The organism is Acinetobacter septicus (genome assembly GCF_019355975.1).
Classification (GTDB): Bacteria; Pseudomonadota; Gammaproteobacteria; order Pseudomonadales; family Moraxellaceae; genus Acinetobacter; species Acinetobacter ursingii.
Genome location: NZ_CP079898.1, coordinates 3,307,095 through 3,326,527 on the forward strand (window position 1 = coordinate 3,307,095; position 19,433 = coordinate 3,326,527).

The following is a 19,433-nucleotide window of genomic DNA, read 5'->3' on the forward strand; positions in this document are numbered from 1 at the left end:
GTCACGACTCATTTAGAATCATTCTATGTTCCTAGATTTTTCTTGGTTTCAGCAGATTCATGTATAATTTGATGATTGCGTAACATTATAGGTTAAATCATGAAATCTGAAATTTATCAGGGAAAAATCAAACAATACGATGCATCAAAAGGTTTTGGATTTATTGGTGGTTTAGAGCAGGATATTTTCTTTCATATTTCTGATTTCCCGCTTGAAGGTGGCGAGCCTAAACGCAATGAGCGCGTCAAATTCATGGTTGTTGAAAATAACGGTAAATATAAAGCTGTAAAAATTGAAAGAGTCATAGATCAATCTGCCAAAGCTAAAAAAACAAGAGCGGTGGAAAATAACAAGTCAATTACCAATGCCTTGTTGGATAGTTTTAGGAAGTAGATGGACTTAATCTATCCAAAAAAGTGAGGTAACTTGATAATTTTGAAATCGTTTAGATATTGAGAAAAATATGAGCAAAGATGTTTTGGATAAAGTTGAATTAATGATTGAAACGATTAACAAAATTCATGCTGATTTTTCTCAGGATTATTTTGAAACTGGGCGCATTGAAAAGTTCAATCTGTCTAAAACGATTTCCCGTGTACCTTATCAACATATTGCAAAATATCGGTTAAATTTACATGAAAGCATTAATGACTATTTGATTAAAAATAAAAAAGGATTTTTATTACAGTATTATTATCGAGTTAAAACGTTAGAAAGTATTGATGATAAAATTTCAAGATTCTCAAGTCATAGTGACCAATATCCAGTCAATAATTGGTTAAATGATATTTTTGGCGCAAGAATTATTTTAAATACGCAAGAAGTTAAAGAAATTATTGAATTGCTGGATGGATGGCAGGAAAAATTTGGTTTAAAAAACTGGTATTTTCGAGATAAAAGTGGATATCGTGGTTTGCATATCGATTTTAAAAATAAATCAAATTTTTATTTCCCTTGGGAGTTACAAGTTTGGGATGAAAAAGATGAGCTTACTAATATTGAAAATCATGAGAATTATAAGCGGAAGTTTGTATAGAATAATCGGTAGGCTATCTAGTAATTATCATCATTTTGAAAAGTGTGCTTAAAAGACAAATTTTGTTTTGTGAAGCCATTGATAATAAAGTCTTTGCTGCTAGAATGATAGACAAAATTGGAAATCACCAATAACCTTTTATGAGGTCAATAAGGATTGATATGTCGTCTTTTTTTCAGCTTATAGATAAATTTAGAAGACACGCCAAAACACAACGAGAAAAAGGCAATTATTTTGAAGATTTGATGCTACGTTATTTTTCCAATGAACCAAAATATCAGGAGCTTTATAATGAAGTGTTTTTATGGCAGGGTTTCCGTCAATATTGGCTAGAACGAAATGGTGAAGATTTAGGTATAGATACAGGCATTGATCTTGTTGCCAAGGTCAGAGATACGGAAGATTACCATGCGATTCAATGTAAGCTTTATTCCGAAGATTATAATTTACAGAAGAAAGATATAGATAGTTTTTTTACTGCATCAGGTAAACGTCCTTTTACCCATCGAATGATTGTGAGTACCACAAATCACTGGTCAAAACATGCCAAAGATGCGTTAAAAGGTCAACATTTACCTGTTCAGAAAATAGATTTATATGCTTTGGAACATAGTGTTATTGATTGGGAAAAATATCAGCCTAAACAACAATTAGAACTGAAACCCAAGAAGAATTTACGTTCACATCAAAAACAAGCATTGCAAGCAGTCACAGAGCAACTTAATTATCCAAATATTTCTCGTGGCAAATTAATTATGGCATGTGGGACGGGCAAGACGTTTACCAGTTTAAAAATTGCCGAAGCAATGGCAGGGCGAGGGAAACGAGTTCTATTTTTAGTGCCGAGTTTATCCTTACTTTCGCAAACTTTAACCGAATGGACGCAAGAATCAAGTACACCATTATGTAGTTTTGCGGTGTGTTCGGACAGTGATATTGGCAAAAAACGTCAAGCTGATGAAGATGCGGTAAATTTATTGGTACATGAGTTGGATTATCCAGCCACCACTAATGCCAAACGCCTTGCCGAAGAAATGCAGTCACGCCATAAAGAGCATAAAATGAGTGTGGTTTTCTCAACCTACCATTCAATTAATGTCATTAGTGAAGCACAAAATAGTCATTTATTGCCTGAATTTGATTTCGTTATTTGTGATGAAGCACACCGTACCACAGGAGCAACCTTTGATGGTGAAGATGATTCTGCCTTTACCAGTGTGCATGATGAAGAGTTTATCCATGCCAAAAAACGCTTATATATGACGGCAACGCCACGTATTTATAGCGAAGATGTGGAGATTAATGCGGAGCGTGATAAAGCCAAACTGTATGGCATGAATAATGAAGCCATTTATGGCAAAGAGTTATTTGTCATTAATTTCTCCGAAGCGGTACAGCGTGGATTATTGGTTGATTATAAAGTGATTGTTTTGGCAGTTGATGAAAGCCATGTTAATAAACGCTTGCAGGATTTACTTGCTGATGAAAATAACAGTTTAAAGGTCGATGATGCAGCGAAAATTATTGGTTGTTGGAAAGCATTATCCAAGCAAAATAGTGAAACTGATTTACAGGATGACCCAAACCCGATGCAAAGAGCAGTCGCTTTTTGTCAGGTGATTGAACCTCATACGAGTAAGGGTAAAAGTAAACAACATAAGGTCAGTTCCAAAAATATTGCTGCAATGTTTCAGGCCGTGGTTGAACAATATCAGACCTATGAAATACAGCATAATCCACAAGATGCCGATTTAATCGAAAATTCTTTGCAATGCATTGCTGAACATATTGATGGTGGCATGAATGCAACAACTAAAGAAGAAAAATTACAATGGTTAAAAGCACAGCCCGAAGAAAATCAATGCAAGATTTTAAGCAATGTGCGTTGTTTATCTGAGGGTGTCGATGTTCCGAGTTTAGATGCAGTATTATTTTTAACGCCTCGAAATTCGCAAGTTGATGTCGTGCAATCAGTTGGGCGTGTGATGCGTTTAGCACCGAATAAAAAAAGGGGTTATATTATTTTGCCTGTAGTGATTCCAGCAGGTGTTGAACCGCATGAAGCCTTAAATGATAACAAAACTTATAAAGTTGTTTGGCAGGTTTTACAGGCATTGCGAGCGCATGATGACCGTTTTGATGCCATGATTAATCAATTAGAATTGAATAATAAAAAGCCTGCTAAAATGGAAGTGATTGCCATTTCAGATAAAGCAACTAAACGACAAAAAACGTTGACCGATAAAACCAAAGGGGCGAAAGGGCAGGATAATTTAGGCAAATCGCCTACTCGAAAAGAATTAATTGATGAAAAACAAAATGTCTTAAATTTTGAAATAGATGAGTTAGAACGTGCGATTTATGCCAAAGTGGTGCAGAAATGTGGTAATCGTCAGCATTGGGAAGAATGGGCAAATGATATTGCCAAAATTGCCAAAACTCATATTGATCGTATCACCCATATTTTAGCCAATCCTGAAAATAAAGAAGAAATACAAGCCTTTGAAAGTTTTGCTAAAAAATTGAGAAATGACCTGAATGATGCGTTGAGTGATGCTGAAATTATTGAAATGTTGGCACAGCATCTCATTACCAAACCTGTGTTTGATGCACTGTTTAGTGAATATGATTTTGCTCAATATAATCCAATTTCATTGGCAATGCAGGATATTTTAAATAAACTGCATGAACATCATTTAGAAAAAGAAGCAGATACCTTAAATAGTTTCTATGCCAGTGTGAAACTGAGAGCAGAGGGTATAGATAATGCTCAGGGTAAGCAACGAATTATCGTAGAGCTTTATGATAAGTTTTTCCGTAATGCTTTTCCAAAAATGACCGAGCGTTTAGGTATTGTTTATACTCCTGTAGAAGTGGTTGATTTTATTATCCATAGTGTCAATGATGTCTTAAAGTCTGAATTTAACCAAACTTTGGCAGATGATCATGTTCATATTATTGACCCATTTACAGGCACAGGGACATTTATCACTCGATTGCTACAAAGTGGCTTAATTCCGCCAAACCGCTTACCTTATAAATATAAACATGAAATCCATGCCAATGAGCTAGTTCTTCTTGCCTATTACATTGCGACAATTAATATTGAAGCAACCTACCACGATATTATTTTTAATGACTATACGCCGTTTGAGGGTGTTTGTTTAACTGATACATTCCAGATGTATGAGCATGATATTGTGACTCAAGCTCAGGATGGCAATAGTGCAAGACGGAAACGTCAAAAAGAGTTAGATATTCAGGTGATTATTGGAAATCCGCCTTATTCAGCAGGTCAAAAGTCTGAAAATGACAATAACCAAAATGTTGCTTATCCAAGTTTAGATAATAGAATATCTGAAACTTATGCTAAATATTCTAAAGCAAGCTCGACAAAAAATTTGATGGATTCTTATATTCGTGCAATGCGTTGGGCAAGTGACCGTATAGGGGGAAATGGTGTAATTGGTTTTGTTAGTAATGCAAGTTTTGTTGATGCTAACTCTATGGATGGATTACGAAAATGTTTAGCAGAGGAATTTAGTAGTTTATATATATTCCATTTACGGGGAAATGCTAGAACTTCAGGTGAACAAAGACGTAAAGAAAAGGATAATGTGTTTGGTCAAGGTACACGTACACCGATTGCAGTTTCTATTTTAGTAAAAAACTCTCAAATTGAAAAACAAGGGGAAATTTATTTCCATGATATAGGAGATTATTTAACTCGTGAGCAAAAGCTAGAAAAAATTGTAGAGTTAAAAAGTATTACAGGAATTAGCCAAAAAGATGCTTGGCAAAAAATTATTCCTGATGAACTCTATTATTGGATAAATCAAAGAAATAAAGAGTTTGATGGAGCTAAATTTATTTCATTAGGTAATAAGAAGTTAGAAGAAAGTACATTGTTTAATGATTATTCACAAGGTATGCTAACCAGCCGAGATGCTTGGAATTATAATTCAAATAAAGATACTTTAATTCAGAATACTAAAAATTCTATTAATTTTTATGATAAACAAAGAGAAAGAAATAAACAGAATAACACACCTATATTTGATAACGATCCTACAAAAATAAGTTGGTCTAGTAGTTTAAAAGAACATTTAAAGAATGATAGAGAGATTATATACAGTGATGAAGATATTATTAAAGCAGAATATCGCCCATTTAATACATCTTGGCTATGTAAAAATAAGTGGTTGAATCATAGAACAAGCCGATTATCGAAGATTTTTAGTGATAACTCTACAAAGAATAAGGTAATCTCTGTAACTGGTCGAGGTTCAACAAAAGAGTTTTCAGCTTTAATAACTGAGAAAATCCCTGATTATGAACTTATTTCAAAAGGGCAATGTTTCCCACTATCTACTTATGAGGAATCAACCCACCTAAATGATGTTTTATCGACCATCGACCATCGACCATCGACCATCGACCATCGACCATCGACCATCGACCATCGACCATCGACCATCGACCATCGACCATCGACCATCGACCATCGACCATTATACGAAAAATACCAAGAAAAATCAACAACAAAACCTTGTTATTTGTCTATCATTAGCAGGGAACAAGGGCTTTTCTGTTCTAATGACGGACAAGCTACCAGATTATCACCTCATTGGAGATGCACAGTGTTTTCCTCTTTATCTTTACGAAACAGAGGAGAACAACTAATGCAAAATCAAAACGATCAAGGTGATTTATTTAATACACCATCAGAAGAAAACCCACAAAGCGAACAACCTAAACTGGTGCGTAAAGATGGGATTAGTGATGCAGGTTTAGCCCATTTCCAAAAAGCCTATCCAAATGAAAATATTACAAAAGAAGATATTTTCTATTATGTTTATGGCTTGCTACATAGCGAAGATTACCGTACTCGTTTTGCCGATAATCTCACCAAAGAATTACCCCGTATTCCATGTGTAAAACAGGCTCAGGATTTTTGGCATTTTAGCCAAGCAGGACGGGATTTAGCTTATTGGCATCTTAACTATGAAACGGTTGAACCTTATCCCGCAACTTTGGATACAGGCAAAACACCTTATAACCAACTTAAAGATGAAGATTTTTATGTCACCAAAATGAAATTTGCCAAAAAGGGTGAAAAACAAGCGGTGATTTATAATTCAAAAATCACCATTCGGGATATTCCGTTAGAGGCGTATGACTATATCGTTAATGGTAAGTCTGCCCTTGAGTGGGTAATGGAACGGCAGGGTGTTTCTACACATAAAGACAGTGGTATCACCAATGATGCAAATGATTGGGCGATTGAAACAATGGATAATGCCGCTTATCCTTTGGAATTGTTCTTGTGTGTTATCAATGTAAGCCTTGAAACTATGAAGATTGTAAAAGGGTTGCCGAAGTTGGAGATATAGGAAAATACTTGCATAGAATTTAATTGAGTGTACACTTTTAAGTGGATACTTGGAGGGTGAGTTATGCAAGTTTCAACTAAAGAATTACGTATTCAATCCGGTAAAATCATTCAACAGGTTCAGCATGGGCAAGAAGTTACAGTAACTTATCGAGGCAAAGCACTCGCAAAAATTATACCGATTCAGCAGCAAAAGCAGGATGAGGATATTTTTGGCATGTGGCAACAAGATCAACATGCGCTGACTGTGGATGAAACTGTGAGAGCAATGCGTCAGGGTAGACGGTTTTGATTATTGATACCGATGTGTTGATTTGGTATTTGCGAGGAAAAGCATCTGCTAAGGAAGCAGTTGAAAGTCATATTCCATTTTCAATTTCTGCTATCACCTATATGGAATTGTTGCAGGGAATGCTGAATAAACAAGAAAGCTTACGTTTTCAGAAAGCCCTGCATTACTGGAATGTGCATATTATTCATCTTGATCAGGAAATTTCTGCCCGTGCATCATTCTATGTTCAGGAATATGCACTGAGCCATTCAATGCAAATGGCAGATGCTTTAATCGCTGCAACAGCAATACAATTTGGTGAACCTTTACTGACTGCAAATGATAAACATTATAAATTTATTCCTAATATTGATCTGCATAAATTCATTCCTGAATAATCGAGAATGAATTTTAAATTCCTATATGCTTAACCAATCGAATCATCCAAATTCGGCGCTAACCAACGCTTCGCCACATCTAGAGACCAACCCTTACGCTTCGCATAATCTTCAAGCTGATCCTGAGCAATCTTGCCCACATTAAAGTATTCACTTTGAGGATGCGAATAATAAAAACCACTTACCGAAGATGGTGGCATCATCGCAAAATGTTCAGTCAACTTAGTACCAATCTTCGCTTCCGAACCTAACCAGTCAAATAATACCGCTTTTTCAGAATGTTCTGGGCAAGCAGGGTAGCCAGGCGCAGGACGAATGCCGACATACTTTTCTTTGATTAGTGCTTCATTGTCCAAAGTTTCATCGGCTTTATAGCCCCAAAACTCTTTACGAATCCGCTCATGCAAATGCTCGGCAAAGGCTTCGGCAAAACGATCCGCCAATGACTGTACTAGGATGGCTGAGTAATCATCACCTTTGGCTTTATATTCATTGGCGAGTTCTTCAGCACCAAAGATCGACACGGTAAAGCCGCCTAAATAATCTTGCTGATTGATTGTCGGCTTAATATAGTCGGCTAAAGATAAATTCGGCTTGCCTGTGACTTTGTCTGATTGCTGACGGACATGCTCGAAAGTATGTGTAACCTTTTGACCTGCTTCATCAAACACACTCACCGTATCCGCAGCTGTACGTTGTGCAGGGTATAAACCAAACACCGCACGAGCATCAAAACGATGATTCTCGATAATGTCTTTCAGCATCGCTTGCGCTTGGTTATACAAATCCGTTGCGGCTTCGCCGACCACTTCATCTGTTAGAATTTTCGGGAATTTACCCGCCAAGCTCCAAGAGATAAAGAACGGTGTCCAGTCAAAATAAGGAACTAAAGTTTCAAGTGGATAATTTTTAATGACTTGCGTACCTAAAATATTTGGCTTAGGCGGTGTATAGTTGTCATCAATTTTAAAGCCATTCTCAACCGATTCGGCATAAGAAAGTTTTGCGGCTTTCGGTTGCTTATTGGCTAAACGTTCACGAATTTTGGCATATTCAGCACGATGCTCATCAATAAAATTGCCGCGCATTTCTTTGGAAAGTAGGGTGGTCGCAACACCGACGGCACGTGATGCATCAGCCACATAAATCACGGCATCATTTGAATATTGAGGATCAATCTTCACTGCGGTATGGGCTTTGGATGTGGTTGCACCGCCAATCAATAATGGAATGGTAAAACCTTTACGCTGCATTTCTTTGGCGACAAAGACCATTTCATCCAGACTTGGCGTAATTAAACCAGACAACCCAATAATGTCACACTTCTCATCAATCGCAGTTTGCAGGATTTTTTCCGCAGGCACCATCACGCCTAAATCGACAATATCGTAGCCATTACAGCCTAAAACCACGCCCACGATATTTTTACCAATATCATGCACATCGCCTTTCACGGTCGCCATCAATACTTTACCTTTAGATTGGCTTCCTGTTTTTTCTGCTTCGATGTATGGGTTTAACCACGCGACTGCTTGTTTCATCACACGGGCAGATTTCACCACTTGCGGCAGGAACATTTTGCCTGAACCGAACAAGTCACCGACCACATTCATGCCATCCATCAATGCGCCTTCAATCACATCAAGAGGACGTTTGGCTTTTAAACGTGCTTCTTCGGTATCTTCATCAATATAAGTAGTGATGCCTTTGACCAGCGCATATTCCAGACGTTTTTCTACGGATTCATTACGCCATTCTAGATTTTCAGCTTCACGTTGTGCGCCACTATGTCCACGGAATTTTTCAGCCACTTCAAGCAGTTTTTCAGTAGCTTCCTGACCGCTTGCACCTTGGTTTTGATTCAGAACAACATCTTCAACCGCATCTTTGAGTTCTTTTGGAATATCATCGTAAATCGCCATTTGACCTGCATTCACAATGCCCATGGTCATGCCTTGTTTGATGGCATGGTATAGGAATACTGAATGAATCGCTTCACGCACAGGCTCATTACCGCGGAATGAGAAGGATACGTTGGATACACCGCCAGAAATCATGGCATGTGGCAAGTTTTGTTTAATCCAGCCTGTCGCTTCAATAAAGTCGACGCCATAGTTGTTGTGTTCTTCGATCCCTGTTGCCACGGCAAACACGTTCGGATCAAAAATAATGTCTTCAGCAGGGAAGCCAACGTCATTGACCAAAACATCATAAGAGCGTTTACAGATTTCACGCTTACGCGCTGCTGTATCGGCCTGACCTGCTTCATCAAAAGCCATCACGATAATCGCAGCACCATACTGGCGGCATAAATGTGCTTTTTCGACAAACTCGTCATAACCTTCTTTTAAGGAAATCGAGTTGACCACAGGTTTGCCCTGTACGCATTTTAAGCCCGCTTCAATGATCTCCCATTTAGATGAGTCAATCATGATCGGGACACGTGAAATATCGGGTTCAGATGCAACTAGATTCAAAAAATGCACCATCGCATTTTGTGAATCCAGCATGCCTTCATCCATGTTGATGTCGATGATTTGCGCACCTGCTTCAACCTGTTGCTGAGCAACTTCTAACGCTTCTGCAAAATTTTCCTCACGGATTAAACGCAAGAATTTTTTGGAACCTGTGACATTAGTTCGTTCACCGACATTCACGAACAATGAATCATCATAAATGTTAAACGGTTCTAAACCACTTAAACGACAAGCAGGTTGCGTTTCAGGAATTTGACGTGGTTGAATATCTTTAACTGCATTGTAAGTGGCACGGATATGGTCGGGTGTAGTACCACAACAACCACCTGTAATATTGATCAGACCACTTTCGGCAAATTCTTTTAAAAATGCGGCGGTCTGCTCTGGCGTTTCATCATATTCACCAAAGGCATTGGGTAAGCCCGCATTGGGATGGGCTGAAACAAAGGTATCTGCCACATCACTAATGGTTTTGACGTGCGGACGCATTGCATCTGCACCCAAGGCACAGTTAAAACCAATTGAGAGTAGGTCACCATGACGCACCGAGTTCCAAAATGCTTCGGCAGTCTGACCTGTCAAAGTACGACCTGATGCATCGGTAATCGTGCCTGAAATCATCAAGGGTAATTCACGACCAATTTGCTTAAACACTTCTTTGACCGCAAAAATCGCAGCTTTACAGTTTAAGGTATCGAACACCGTTTCGATCAAAAGAATATCTGCACCACCTTCGATGAGTGCATGCGTCGCTTCAATATAATTTTCTTTCAGTTCATCAAAAGTGATGTTACGAAATGCAGGATCGTTGACATTCGGCGAAATTGAACAGGTACGAGATGTTGGTCCAAGTACACCCGCCACAAAACGCGGTTTTTCTGGGGTGGAGTATTTGTCACAGGCCGCTCGCGCTAATCGTGCTGCTTCACGGTTAATCTCTGGAACAAGATCTTCCATGTGATAATCCGACATGGAAACACGAGTGCCATTAAAGCTATTGGTTTCAATAATGTCCGCGCCTGCATCCAGATAGGCTTCATGTATGCCCTGAATAATTTTCGGCTGAGTGAGTACCAGTAAATCGTTATTGCCTTTAAGGTCAGATGCCCAGTCTGCAAAACGTTCACCACGATAATCTTCTTCTTCGAGTTTATGGCGTTGAATCATCGTTCCCATCGCACCATCAATAATCAGGATACGTTGGGCAAGAAGTGATTTCAGGGTGGCAAGCGTGGACATAAGAACCCCAGATAGATTTAAAAGGCGCGTTATTGTAACAGAATCCCTCACAATAAGTGGCTTTGATTGATCGCCGAGACGGTCAAACACAGATTCATACCATTCAGGATTGAGATGGTGACGATTTCATCAAAATGCAATATTCCTGTTTCAAAATAGCTTTACATGAAATGTGACATCGGAAATGTGACCAGCTGTCATAATTTCATCATATTTACTTCAAAATACAACAATTGAATGTCATGATGGTTTTTGTGTTTTAAGTTTTTGTATTTATTTGTTTTTATTGATTGTACTGGCATAAAATTAAACTAAAAAATGCCTTTTATGAGGTCAAGTGTTTAAAAAATGACTTCATTAGACCCCTATTTGTCATATAATTGTCATAATTTAATTTAAGAATATGGGGATTTTAACGATCCTCTTGAACCGTCTACATGAATTCAAATCTTCCTCCCGTTTCGGATTCAAATCATGTCGAAGCTGGACATGTTCAATCGACGAATGTACATGTACCCACACCGAAGTTTTTTATGCCGGTGTTTTTTACGGTTATTATTGCAACCCTGATTTACATCGCTGTACAGGTAAATGCTGATTTGGCACATGTGCCTGCACTCAGTTTATATTCCGTGATCTTGCTGGCAACAGCACTTTTTATTGCTTTGGGATTTGAGTTTGTAAACGGTTTTCATGACACAGCCAATGCTGTGGCAACGGTCATTTACACCAATGCATTGCCTGCACCTGTCGCCGTAATGTGGGCAGGTTTTTGTAATTTTCTGGGTGTTATGGTCGCAAGCGGGGCAGTGGCCTACGGTATTATTGCATTATTACCTGTTGAATTAATTATGAATGTCAGCAGTGGTGCTGGCTTTGCCATGGTTTTCGCTTTGCTGATTGCTGCGATTATCTGGAATTTGGGAACCTGGTTTTTAGGAATTCCTGCATCAAGTTCACATACCCTGATCGGTTCGATTTTGGGTGTGGGCATTATGAACCATCTGATTAATGCTGCAACGGGCAGTACCAGTGGCATCGATATGGATCAGGTGATTAAAGTGGGTAAAGCTTTACTATTTTCACCACTAATCGGTTTTGCTTTTGCTGCTATTTTATTCCTATTGGTAAAAAAAGTATTTAAACGCCAACTTGAACTGTTTCAGCCACCTGAAGGCAATAAGCCACCGCCACCTATTATTCGTGCCATTTTGATTTTTACCTGTACAGGCGTAAGCTTTGCGCACGGTTCTAATGATGGTCAAAAAGGAATGGGCTTAATCATGCTGGTGTTGATTGGCTTGGTGCCGATGGCTTATTCATTAAATAAGAGTCTAGATGCACAGCAATTGCAAACCTTTGAACAATTATCTGGTCAGACTTCTTCTGTTCTTTATACTCAGCATACAGACATGCAAGATGAAAAAGCACGTGTCATTTTGACCAAGTATATTCAAACCAAACAGCAAACTCCTGATGTGGTTCCTGCATTAGCCAGTTTGACCGATCATTTGGGTCAACGTGTCGGTAGTTATGGAAGTTTGAAAGATATTCCTGAAGATGCGATTGGTAATATCCGTAATGACATGTACTTAAGTACTACTACATTTAAGCGTCTGGATAAAGCTGAAGCACTTCCTGCAATGACAGCCGATCAGCAAAAAGTAGTGAAACAGTACCGCGATAGTCTGGACTCTTTCCTACAATATATTCCAACTTGGGTCAAAGTTGCTGTGGCATTGGCACTGGGTCTGGGAACCATGGTGGGTTGGAAACGAATTGTGGTGACTGTTGGTGAGCGTATTGGTAAACACCATATGACTTATGGTCAAGGTATGTCTGCTGAGTTGGTGGCGATGAGTACCATTGCAGCAGCGGATGGTCTTGGTATGCCTGTCTCCACTACGCATGTACTAAATAGTGCAGTGGCAGGGACAATGGTTGCCAATAAATCTGGCTTAAACTTTAATACGGTGAAAACCATTTTATCGGCTTGGGTCTTTACCTTACCTGCAACTATTTGTTTATCGGGTGGTCTGTACTGGTTGTTCCTACAATTTGTTGGATAAATCCCGAGCTTGTACAATTGAATTTATAGAGTTGAAAAGGTCACATCAGTGACCTTTTTTATTCTCTAAAATTTTTATGTGAAGATCGCTTTCTTTTTAGCGAATGTTTGCTACCTTGGGATGAAAATCCATGTTGAAATCCATCAAAATGACTGCTTTAAATTTAGATCAATTACAACAAGACCCATTGATTCAGACATTACAGCAATACCAACCTGTGTTTTGGTTTCCACCTGAAAATGTGCCATTAAAACAAGCGCTACAGAATGTGGGTCTAACCCGAGCCGATATTGAGGATGCAGAAGCTCGCTTAAAACGTTTTGCTCCATTTATTGCTCAAGTTTTTCCTGAAACTCAAAAACAGCAAGGTATCATTGAATCCGATTTGGTGCGTATTGCACAGATGCAACAGTTGCTTTCGGAACAATGGAAAATTCCATTACAGGGACAATGGTGGCTGAAACAAGATAGTCATTTACCTATATCTGGTTCGATTAAAGCGCGTGGAGGTATTTATGAAGTGCTTGCCCACGCTGAAAAGTTAGCTTTGGCTGCTGGGCTAATCTCTTTAGAGGATGATTATCGAAAATTTGATTCGGATGAGTTTAGTGCCTTTTTTCACAATTATCAGATCGCTGTTGGCTCAACAGGAAATCTGGGACTTTCAATTGGGATCATGAGTGCCAAACTGGGTTTTCGGGTTTCGGTGCATATGTCTGCTGATGCAAGACAATGGAAAAAAGATAAACTTCGCTCTTTAGGGGTTAATGTCGTTGAATATGCCAGTGATTATGGTGTTGCCGTTGAACAGGGGCGTAAAGCTGCTGAGGCTGATCCAAACTGCTTTTTTATCGATGATGAAAATTCCAAAACTTTATTTCTAGGTTATGCTGTAGCAGGGTTAAGACTCAAACAGCAATTATTCGAGCGTCATCAAGTGGTCGATGCAGCACATCCATTATTTGTGTATTTGCCTTGTGGTGTGGGCGGCGGGTCTGGTGGAGTCAGCTTTGGGCTTAAACAGGCTTTTGGTGAGCACGTACATTGTATCTTTGCAGAACCCACCCATTCGCCATGCATGCTACTTGGTGTTTACACAGGTTTACACGATCGAATTAGTGTCAATGATATTGGGCTGGATAATCAGACCGCCGCAGATGGTCTTGCCGTTGGACGCGCTTCTGGTTTTGTTGGTCGTGTCATGCAAGGACTGATTGACGGTTATTACACTCTTTCTGATCAAAGTTTATATGCGTTCATTGGGCAACTTAATCAATCAGAACAGATTCAACTTGAACCCTCTGCTGCGGCAGGATTCATGGGCGGCTATCACACAACTGCCCAAACATCTTATCAACAATTACATCAGTTTACGCCATCTCAATTAGCCAATGCCACGCATATCATTTGGGCAACAGGAGGAGGGATGGTACCACCCGAAGAAATGCAAAGATATCTACTTCAGAGTCAACGCCTGCTAACTTAGTACGTACACGGATGTTTTCATTGACGAGGTATTAGCTCGGATTTATTCAAATCAAGCAGTCAAATCACCGTATTAACTGGTGGTTTGTATTTGCTCAAGTTCAAACAGCGCTTGATTTAACTCTTGTTGTTTCTTTAATGCTTTCTGGGTATCCTGATTTTGTTGGGCTTTATAAAGTTCGGCCTTGAGTTTTTCAATTTTATGCTCAGTTTGTAGCTGCATTTTAATTTGAGTAGGAGTGTCGTCTTGGCAATAACGATCAACATTTTGAATGGCTCGTTTTAAGCCTGCAACCCGATAGCTACTCGCATATTTTTCAGCATAAAGAAGTTGATTGCTGAGTTCTTGTTTTTTAATTTCACAATTTTGTGCAGCATAGATGGGGGAGATCCCGATCATAATTGTCGTCAAAATAACGACTACTTTTTGGACATGATTCATCAGACTAAAACCGTATAAATAAAATTAACTTTAAACATGGCAATTGATTAAACTTACGTTTAGGAATAATCATATTTGCCATGCTTAAAGCCTAATTTATCAAGTCTGATCCGATAAATATTGGCATTTAAAACAGTGTTGTTTATCCTTTTTTCAAAGGGATTTTATCACTGACAAAACCATAAATTGCAGCAAAAGGTAGAGCGGTTCTTGCCAGATAAGCCACGCGCCACAATCCACCATGATTAGCACCTTCCATCATCAACTCTAGAGGGTGTTCAAGTGACGTTTCAGGGTTGGCAAAAGCCTGATCATTTCTTAAGTCATGAACCCAAAGTGCAGCCATAATTGCATTGGTGGTTTCTGGACTAAAGGCTTCGACATCAAACAAATCCGCCCCATTAAATGCTGCTTTTAACAACGGATTCTTGGTAACTGAATGGGTGGTAGTAGAGGGTGCAATATTGATGCTCACGCGTTGTCCTTGATGACGCGCCAATGTTGCTCGCCATTGCTGGATCCGCTTTGCCAAGGCATAGTTCGGTCCTTGTTCAAGCACTAAACAATCTGCAATTCCATATTTTTTCCCATTATCAGAAGTGATCAGACTTGAATCGTTGGTTTCAAAAAAATGTTTGAGAGAAAGTGTCGAAATCCCTTTGGTCAGTAACTTTTGCAGGCTAGAGCGATCCAGAGATTTTTGCTGTGCTGCCGCAACAACCTCTTTAGGTACCGCATAGACATCAGTCGGCGTGCACATAAACATCAGACTGGTGTTGGCTTTGCGTTCACTCACTAAGCTCATAATCGTATCCATTGCTATCGAAACACGGACATGTTTTTCACCATCCAGATAGGCAATGGCCGCTAAATCCAGACTTTGCTCAAATTTGATCAGCCATTCAGCAATTTCAGGTAATTGCGTCAACAGATTTGCACCCAGCTTGTCCTTAAGGTCATAAGAAGGGGTTGTATCATGGATAGGGTTCAGACTTGGTGCAATGAGAGTGGCATTGCCTTGTTGGATGGTGGTTAATATTTTCTCCCAAACTTTGGCATTGGGTAAGTCAACCGCGACAATATTCGCTTTCCATTTGGCAAGCCATGTTAGGGGGCCCGCTTCAGATGCCGCCCCAAAAAGCACCATAGTACGATCAGATAAATCGAACCATTCTGGATGTGCATGAACTTCTCTTAATGCTGTAGCATGACTCGGTTCAATGATTCCACGCTGTTCCCAATTTGAAATTTGATCTAGCAGCGCTTGTCCTTGTAGTTTTTGACCATGATAAGGCACATACCATTCAGGTTTTTCCTGACTTTCACCTTTAATGATCACTGTATTAAATTCTGCAATATCAGGTATCTGGGGTACATCTTTGAGTAAGTATTGCTCACCATTTCGATAAAATTCAAAACTATGATGTGCTTTATGCAAGCCTTGTTTTGCAATGGTAATCGGGTTGACTGTTTTTTCGATACCCAGTTCGACCAAAGCCTTAAAATAGGTCGGATAATTTTTACGCCAGTCTTTTTCTTTTGCAGCCTGTTGAGAAATTTTATGATCCACTAAAGACAATGCTTCCGAGATAATTGCCTTGCCTGTTTGTGAAGTACTTGGCTTCTGAGTTGCAGGATTGACTGGGAACTGCAAACCTTCAATTGGACTGGACATGCAAAAAAACTCACTTTAAATGGCATTAATATACAGATGTAAACATTATCTATGCCAACTTACTTTCAGGGTTGGCATTAACTACCAAAATTGCAAGAAAGCGTTAAATCTGGTGTCTACTCGTAAATTAAGATACTGAGGTTTTGTATTATTCTCTCATGATGGTACGAAATCCGACATGACTGGTGGCTAAATCAAACTCTTGCGGATGGCGACTACTGTTACGAAAACGTGCGCAATAGTTATCTGCACATAAATATGAGCCGCCTTTAATCACGAAGTTCTGGCTGGGTATATTGGTTTGGCGCAGATGTTGATAATCTCCCATGTGTTGATCATGCGCACCCTGATAAACCGAAGATGTCCATTCCCATACATTACCAATCATGTCATAGAGTTGAAAATTATTTGCCGCAAAACACCCAACAGGTGCGATACCCTCAAATTGATCTTGCTTTGTATTGTGAAATGGGAACTCACCCTGCCAATAATTGGCTTGGGGATGTTGATGATGATCCATGGGGGCTTGGTGCAAGGGGGTATCTTGAGTTTGTCCTGCTTTGGCGGCATATTCCCACTCTATTTCAGACGGTAAATCTCGACCTAGCCAGACAGCATAATGTTCGGCATCATTTTTCGTGACAAAACGGACAGGTTCGTTGGGTAATGCTTTTTCTGCTTGTGGTCCATTTGGCCTTTGCCAAGTGTAGCCAGATTTAAGCTGCCACCATTGTTGTGGATGATTAGCATCGGGTAAAAATACCGCAGCCTGCTTTTGTCGTTCAGCATCAGTGATATAGCCTGTTGCTTGAACAAAGCTTGCGAACTGTGCCACTGTGACTTCAGTCTGATCGATCCAGAAGCCAGCTACCTGCCGCTTTTTTTCTCCAAAATTAATTTCATCGGGGTAAGCCAGATTTGAACCCAGATTGACTGTACCCGAGTCGACCCAAACCATACCTGCGTGATTATTCTTTCGCCATTGATCTGGCAATCCTGAATAATTTTTGCAGGTTGAGACTGAGCCAAGTGTTAATAATGCTGGTGTAGGGTCATCTTTAGTTTTATTAGGAAATACAGGTTGCGATGTTTGGCTACAGCCAGCCAGTAACAAGCTGTAACCTAAAATTGAAAGGAATACCGCTTTCATTGAACAAGGTATTCCTTTACACCATTTTGTTGCGTGTATTGTTGATAGACTTTAATCAATTCCTGAACTTTATCTGGATAGGTATTTGCCAGATTTTGATTTTCGCCACGATCTTGTTTCAGATTATATAGCTCCCATGTTCCAGTACCAAGATTGGCTTTGCCTTGTAATGCGATTTTCCAGTCTCCTTGTTTCGCATATTTATTCCCATGTAGTTCATCTGCAAAGCTGAATCCTTCAGGGCGAATTGTCGTTGCTTTATTTTCCAGAACCGCTTTCCACGAACGCCCGCTTGGCGTATTGATATTACGACCTTTATATTGACCTTGTGGAATATTGATATTGGCATAATCCAGAACGGTCGGGAATACATCCAAGACCGATGCAAAGCTGTTATGAATCGGTTGTATCTTATTTTGGTGCGGCAGTTTTACGATGGCTGGAGCGGTGGTTGCACCTTCACCTGCGGTATTTTTCCAAAGATGAAACGGGGCAGCACTGACTTCAGCCCAGCGAGGACCAATAAAGGTATAAGAATTATCTGTACCCAAACCAGTCAATGAATTATCCACCTGAGCGCCTGCATTTGCGCTACCTGTTGAACCTTCTGCACCATTATCAGACACAAAGAAAATCAAGGTATTGTCATATAAACCATTGGCTTTTAAATATTGAATCAGGCGTCCAATGTTGGCATCCAGATTTTCGACCATGCCCGCATAGATTTCCATATTACGCGCTTCAAGCGCCTTACGTTCTGGGCTGAGTTCACTCCATCGGCCAGACTGTGCAGGCGCATTTGCTGTTGCAATAGGTTCGGCGGGAACAAAATTGGCTGGAATGATGCCTAACTGTTTTTGTTTCGCGATGCGTGCATTGCGAATGGCGTCATAACCTACATCATAGACCCCTTTATATTTATTACGATATTCTGCTGGCGCTTGGATCGGCCAGTGTGGGGCTGTATATGCTGCATAGGCAAAAAATGGCTTACCAGAGTTTTTGCCTGAGTCTAAGTATTCAATGAGTTTGTCGGTGTAATAGTTGGTTGAAAAGAAATTATCTGGCAAAGAAGACAATGGTATGACTTGACCATCTTCGGTGTAGGTTGCATTGCGATTATAGCCTGTTGGGGTACGCTTAAAGTGCAAGTCAAAACCTTGTAACAAGGTAAATGAGTGATCAAAACCGCGCGCTTGTGCATTGGTTTCAGGCGTTAACCCCAAATGCCACTTTCCACTAATATATGTTCGATAGCCATTGTCTCGTAGTACTTCGGCAATCGATAGCGAACGTTCATTTAAGTAACCTTCATAACCTGGCTGCCCTTTAAGATGGCTAGGTGTAAGTTCAGCCATCGCTCCGATACCTGCCAAATGATGATCTGTGCCTGAAATCAGTTGTGATCGAGTCGGTGAACAAGTTGGAGCAGTGTGATAATCACTCAATAAACGGCCTTCATTGGCTAAAGCATCCAGATTCGGAGTGTGAATTTCTCCACCAAAAGCCCCTATATCTGAATAACCCAGATCATCTGCCATAATGAACAAAACGTTTGGCTTTTTTGCTTCTACCACAGGCGTAGATGTCGCAGATGTGTCATTGTTATCGTGACACGCACTCAAAGATAAACTTAAAAAGATGAAACTTAAGCTTAATACAAGTGGTTGTTTTTTCATGATTAAAGCATTATTGTAAAATTCAACTAAGCTTAACCATACCGTTTTAATTTTTTAAATAATTAGTTCGGGAAACATCTGCACAAATAATGCTGAACATTTTTTGATATAACTACATTC

Annotated in this window: 12 protein-coding genes; 7 read left to right on the top strand and 5 right to left on the bottom strand. The window is 39.6% G+C overall.

Annotated elements, in window-relative coordinates; translation table 11 throughout:
- Window positions 1-99 precede the first annotated feature (99 nt).
- From I6L31_RS15590 to I6L31_RS15610, 5 genes are all read left to right on the top strand, one after another.
- Window positions 100-393 (top strand): cold shock domain-containing protein, encoded by a 294-nt coding sequence (locus I6L31_RS15590; RefSeq protein WP_004996544.1) that lies wholly within the window; start codon window positions 100-102, stop codon window positions 391-393.
- A gap of 70 nt (window positions 394-463) precedes the next feature.
- Window positions 464-1,036 (top strand): nucleotidyltransferase family protein, encoded by a 573-nt coding sequence (locus tag I6L31_RS15595; protein ID WP_005003327.1) that lies wholly within the window; start codon window positions 464-466, stop codon window positions 1,034-1,036.
- A 161-nt stretch (window positions 1,037-1,197) separates the two neighbouring features.
- Complete coding sequence (locus I6L31_RS18645; RefSeq protein ID WP_219349269.1) at window positions 1,198-6,429, top strand: DEAD/DEAH box helicase; 5,232 nt, start codon at window positions 1,198-1,200, stop codon at window positions 6,427-6,429.
- Window positions 6,430-6,492: 63 nt separating this feature from the next.
- Window positions 6,493-6,720 (top strand): type II toxin-antitoxin system Phd/YefM family antitoxin, encoded by a 228-nt coding sequence (locus tag I6L31_RS15605; protein WP_005003333.1) that lies wholly within the window; start codon window positions 6,493-6,495, stop codon window positions 6,718-6,720.
- The gene (locus tag I6L31_RS15610) at window positions 6,717-7,097 is read left to right on the top strand and encodes a type II toxin-antitoxin system VapC family toxin (RefSeq protein WP_005003338.1); all 381 of its coding nucleotides are present in this window, start codon (window positions 6,717-6,719) and stop codon (window positions 7,095-7,097) included. Before I6L31_RS15605 ends, I6L31_RS15610 begins: the two co-directional genes overlap by 4 nt.
- Window positions 7,098-7,126: 29 nt before the next feature.
- On the opposite strand, the gene metH is transcribed toward I6L31_RS15610, so the two are convergent.
- Window positions 7,127-10,813: a methionine synthase gene (gene metH, locus I6L31_RS15615; RefSeq protein WP_005003340.1), complete on the bottom strand. Its 3,687-nt coding sequence runs from the start codon at window positions 10,811-10,813 to the stop codon at window positions 7,127-7,129.
- A gap of 437 nt (window positions 10,814-11,250) precedes the next feature.
- Between metH and I6L31_RS15620 the strand changes: the two genes are divergently transcribed.
- Complete coding sequence (locus tag I6L31_RS15620; RefSeq protein WP_004996551.1) at window positions 11,251-12,882, top strand: inorganic phosphate transporter; 1,632 nt, start codon at window positions 11,251-11,253, stop codon at window positions 12,880-12,882.
- Between the two features lie 148 nt (window positions 12,883-13,030).
- The gene (locus tag I6L31_RS15625; RefSeq protein ID WP_035272248.1) at window positions 13,031-14,368 is read left to right on the top strand and encodes a D-serine ammonia-lyase; all 1,338 of its coding nucleotides are present in this window, start codon (window positions 13,031-13,033) and stop codon (window positions 14,366-14,368) included.
- A gap of 72 nt (window positions 14,369-14,440) precedes the next feature.
- Here the strand turns inward: I6L31_RS15625 and I6L31_RS15630 are convergent, their stop codons facing one another.
- The 4 genes from I6L31_RS15630 to I6L31_RS15645 all read right to left on the bottom strand — a co-directional run bounded on the left by I6L31_RS15630 (window position 14,441) and on the right by I6L31_RS15645 (window position 19,313).
- Window positions 14,441-14,809: a DUF1090 family protein gene (locus I6L31_RS15630; protein WP_005003343.1), complete on the bottom strand. Its 369-nt coding sequence runs from the start codon at window positions 14,807-14,809 to the stop codon at window positions 14,441-14,443.
- A gap of 142 nt (window positions 14,810-14,951) precedes the next feature.
- Window positions 14,952-16,484, bottom strand: a complete 1,533-nt coding sequence (locus I6L31_RS15635) for a hypothetical protein (RefSeq protein WP_005003344.1) — start codon at window positions 16,482-16,484, stop codon at window positions 14,952-14,954.
- 148 nt (window positions 16,485-16,632) lie between these two features.
- Window positions 16,633-17,634: an SUMF1/EgtB/PvdO family nonheme iron enzyme gene (locus tag I6L31_RS15640; protein ID WP_005003345.1), complete on the bottom strand. Its 1,002-nt coding sequence runs from the start codon at window positions 17,632-17,634 to the stop codon at window positions 16,633-16,635.
- Window positions 17,631-19,313 carry an arylsulfatase gene (locus I6L31_RS15645; protein WP_005003349.1) on the bottom strand — a complete coding sequence of 561 codons (1,683 nt, stop codon included), beginning with the start codon at window positions 19,311-19,313 and terminating at the stop codon, window positions 17,631-17,633. Before I6L31_RS15645 ends, I6L31_RS15640 begins: the two co-directional genes overlap by 4 nt.
- Between the last annotated feature and the right edge of the window lie 120 nt (window positions 19,314-19,433).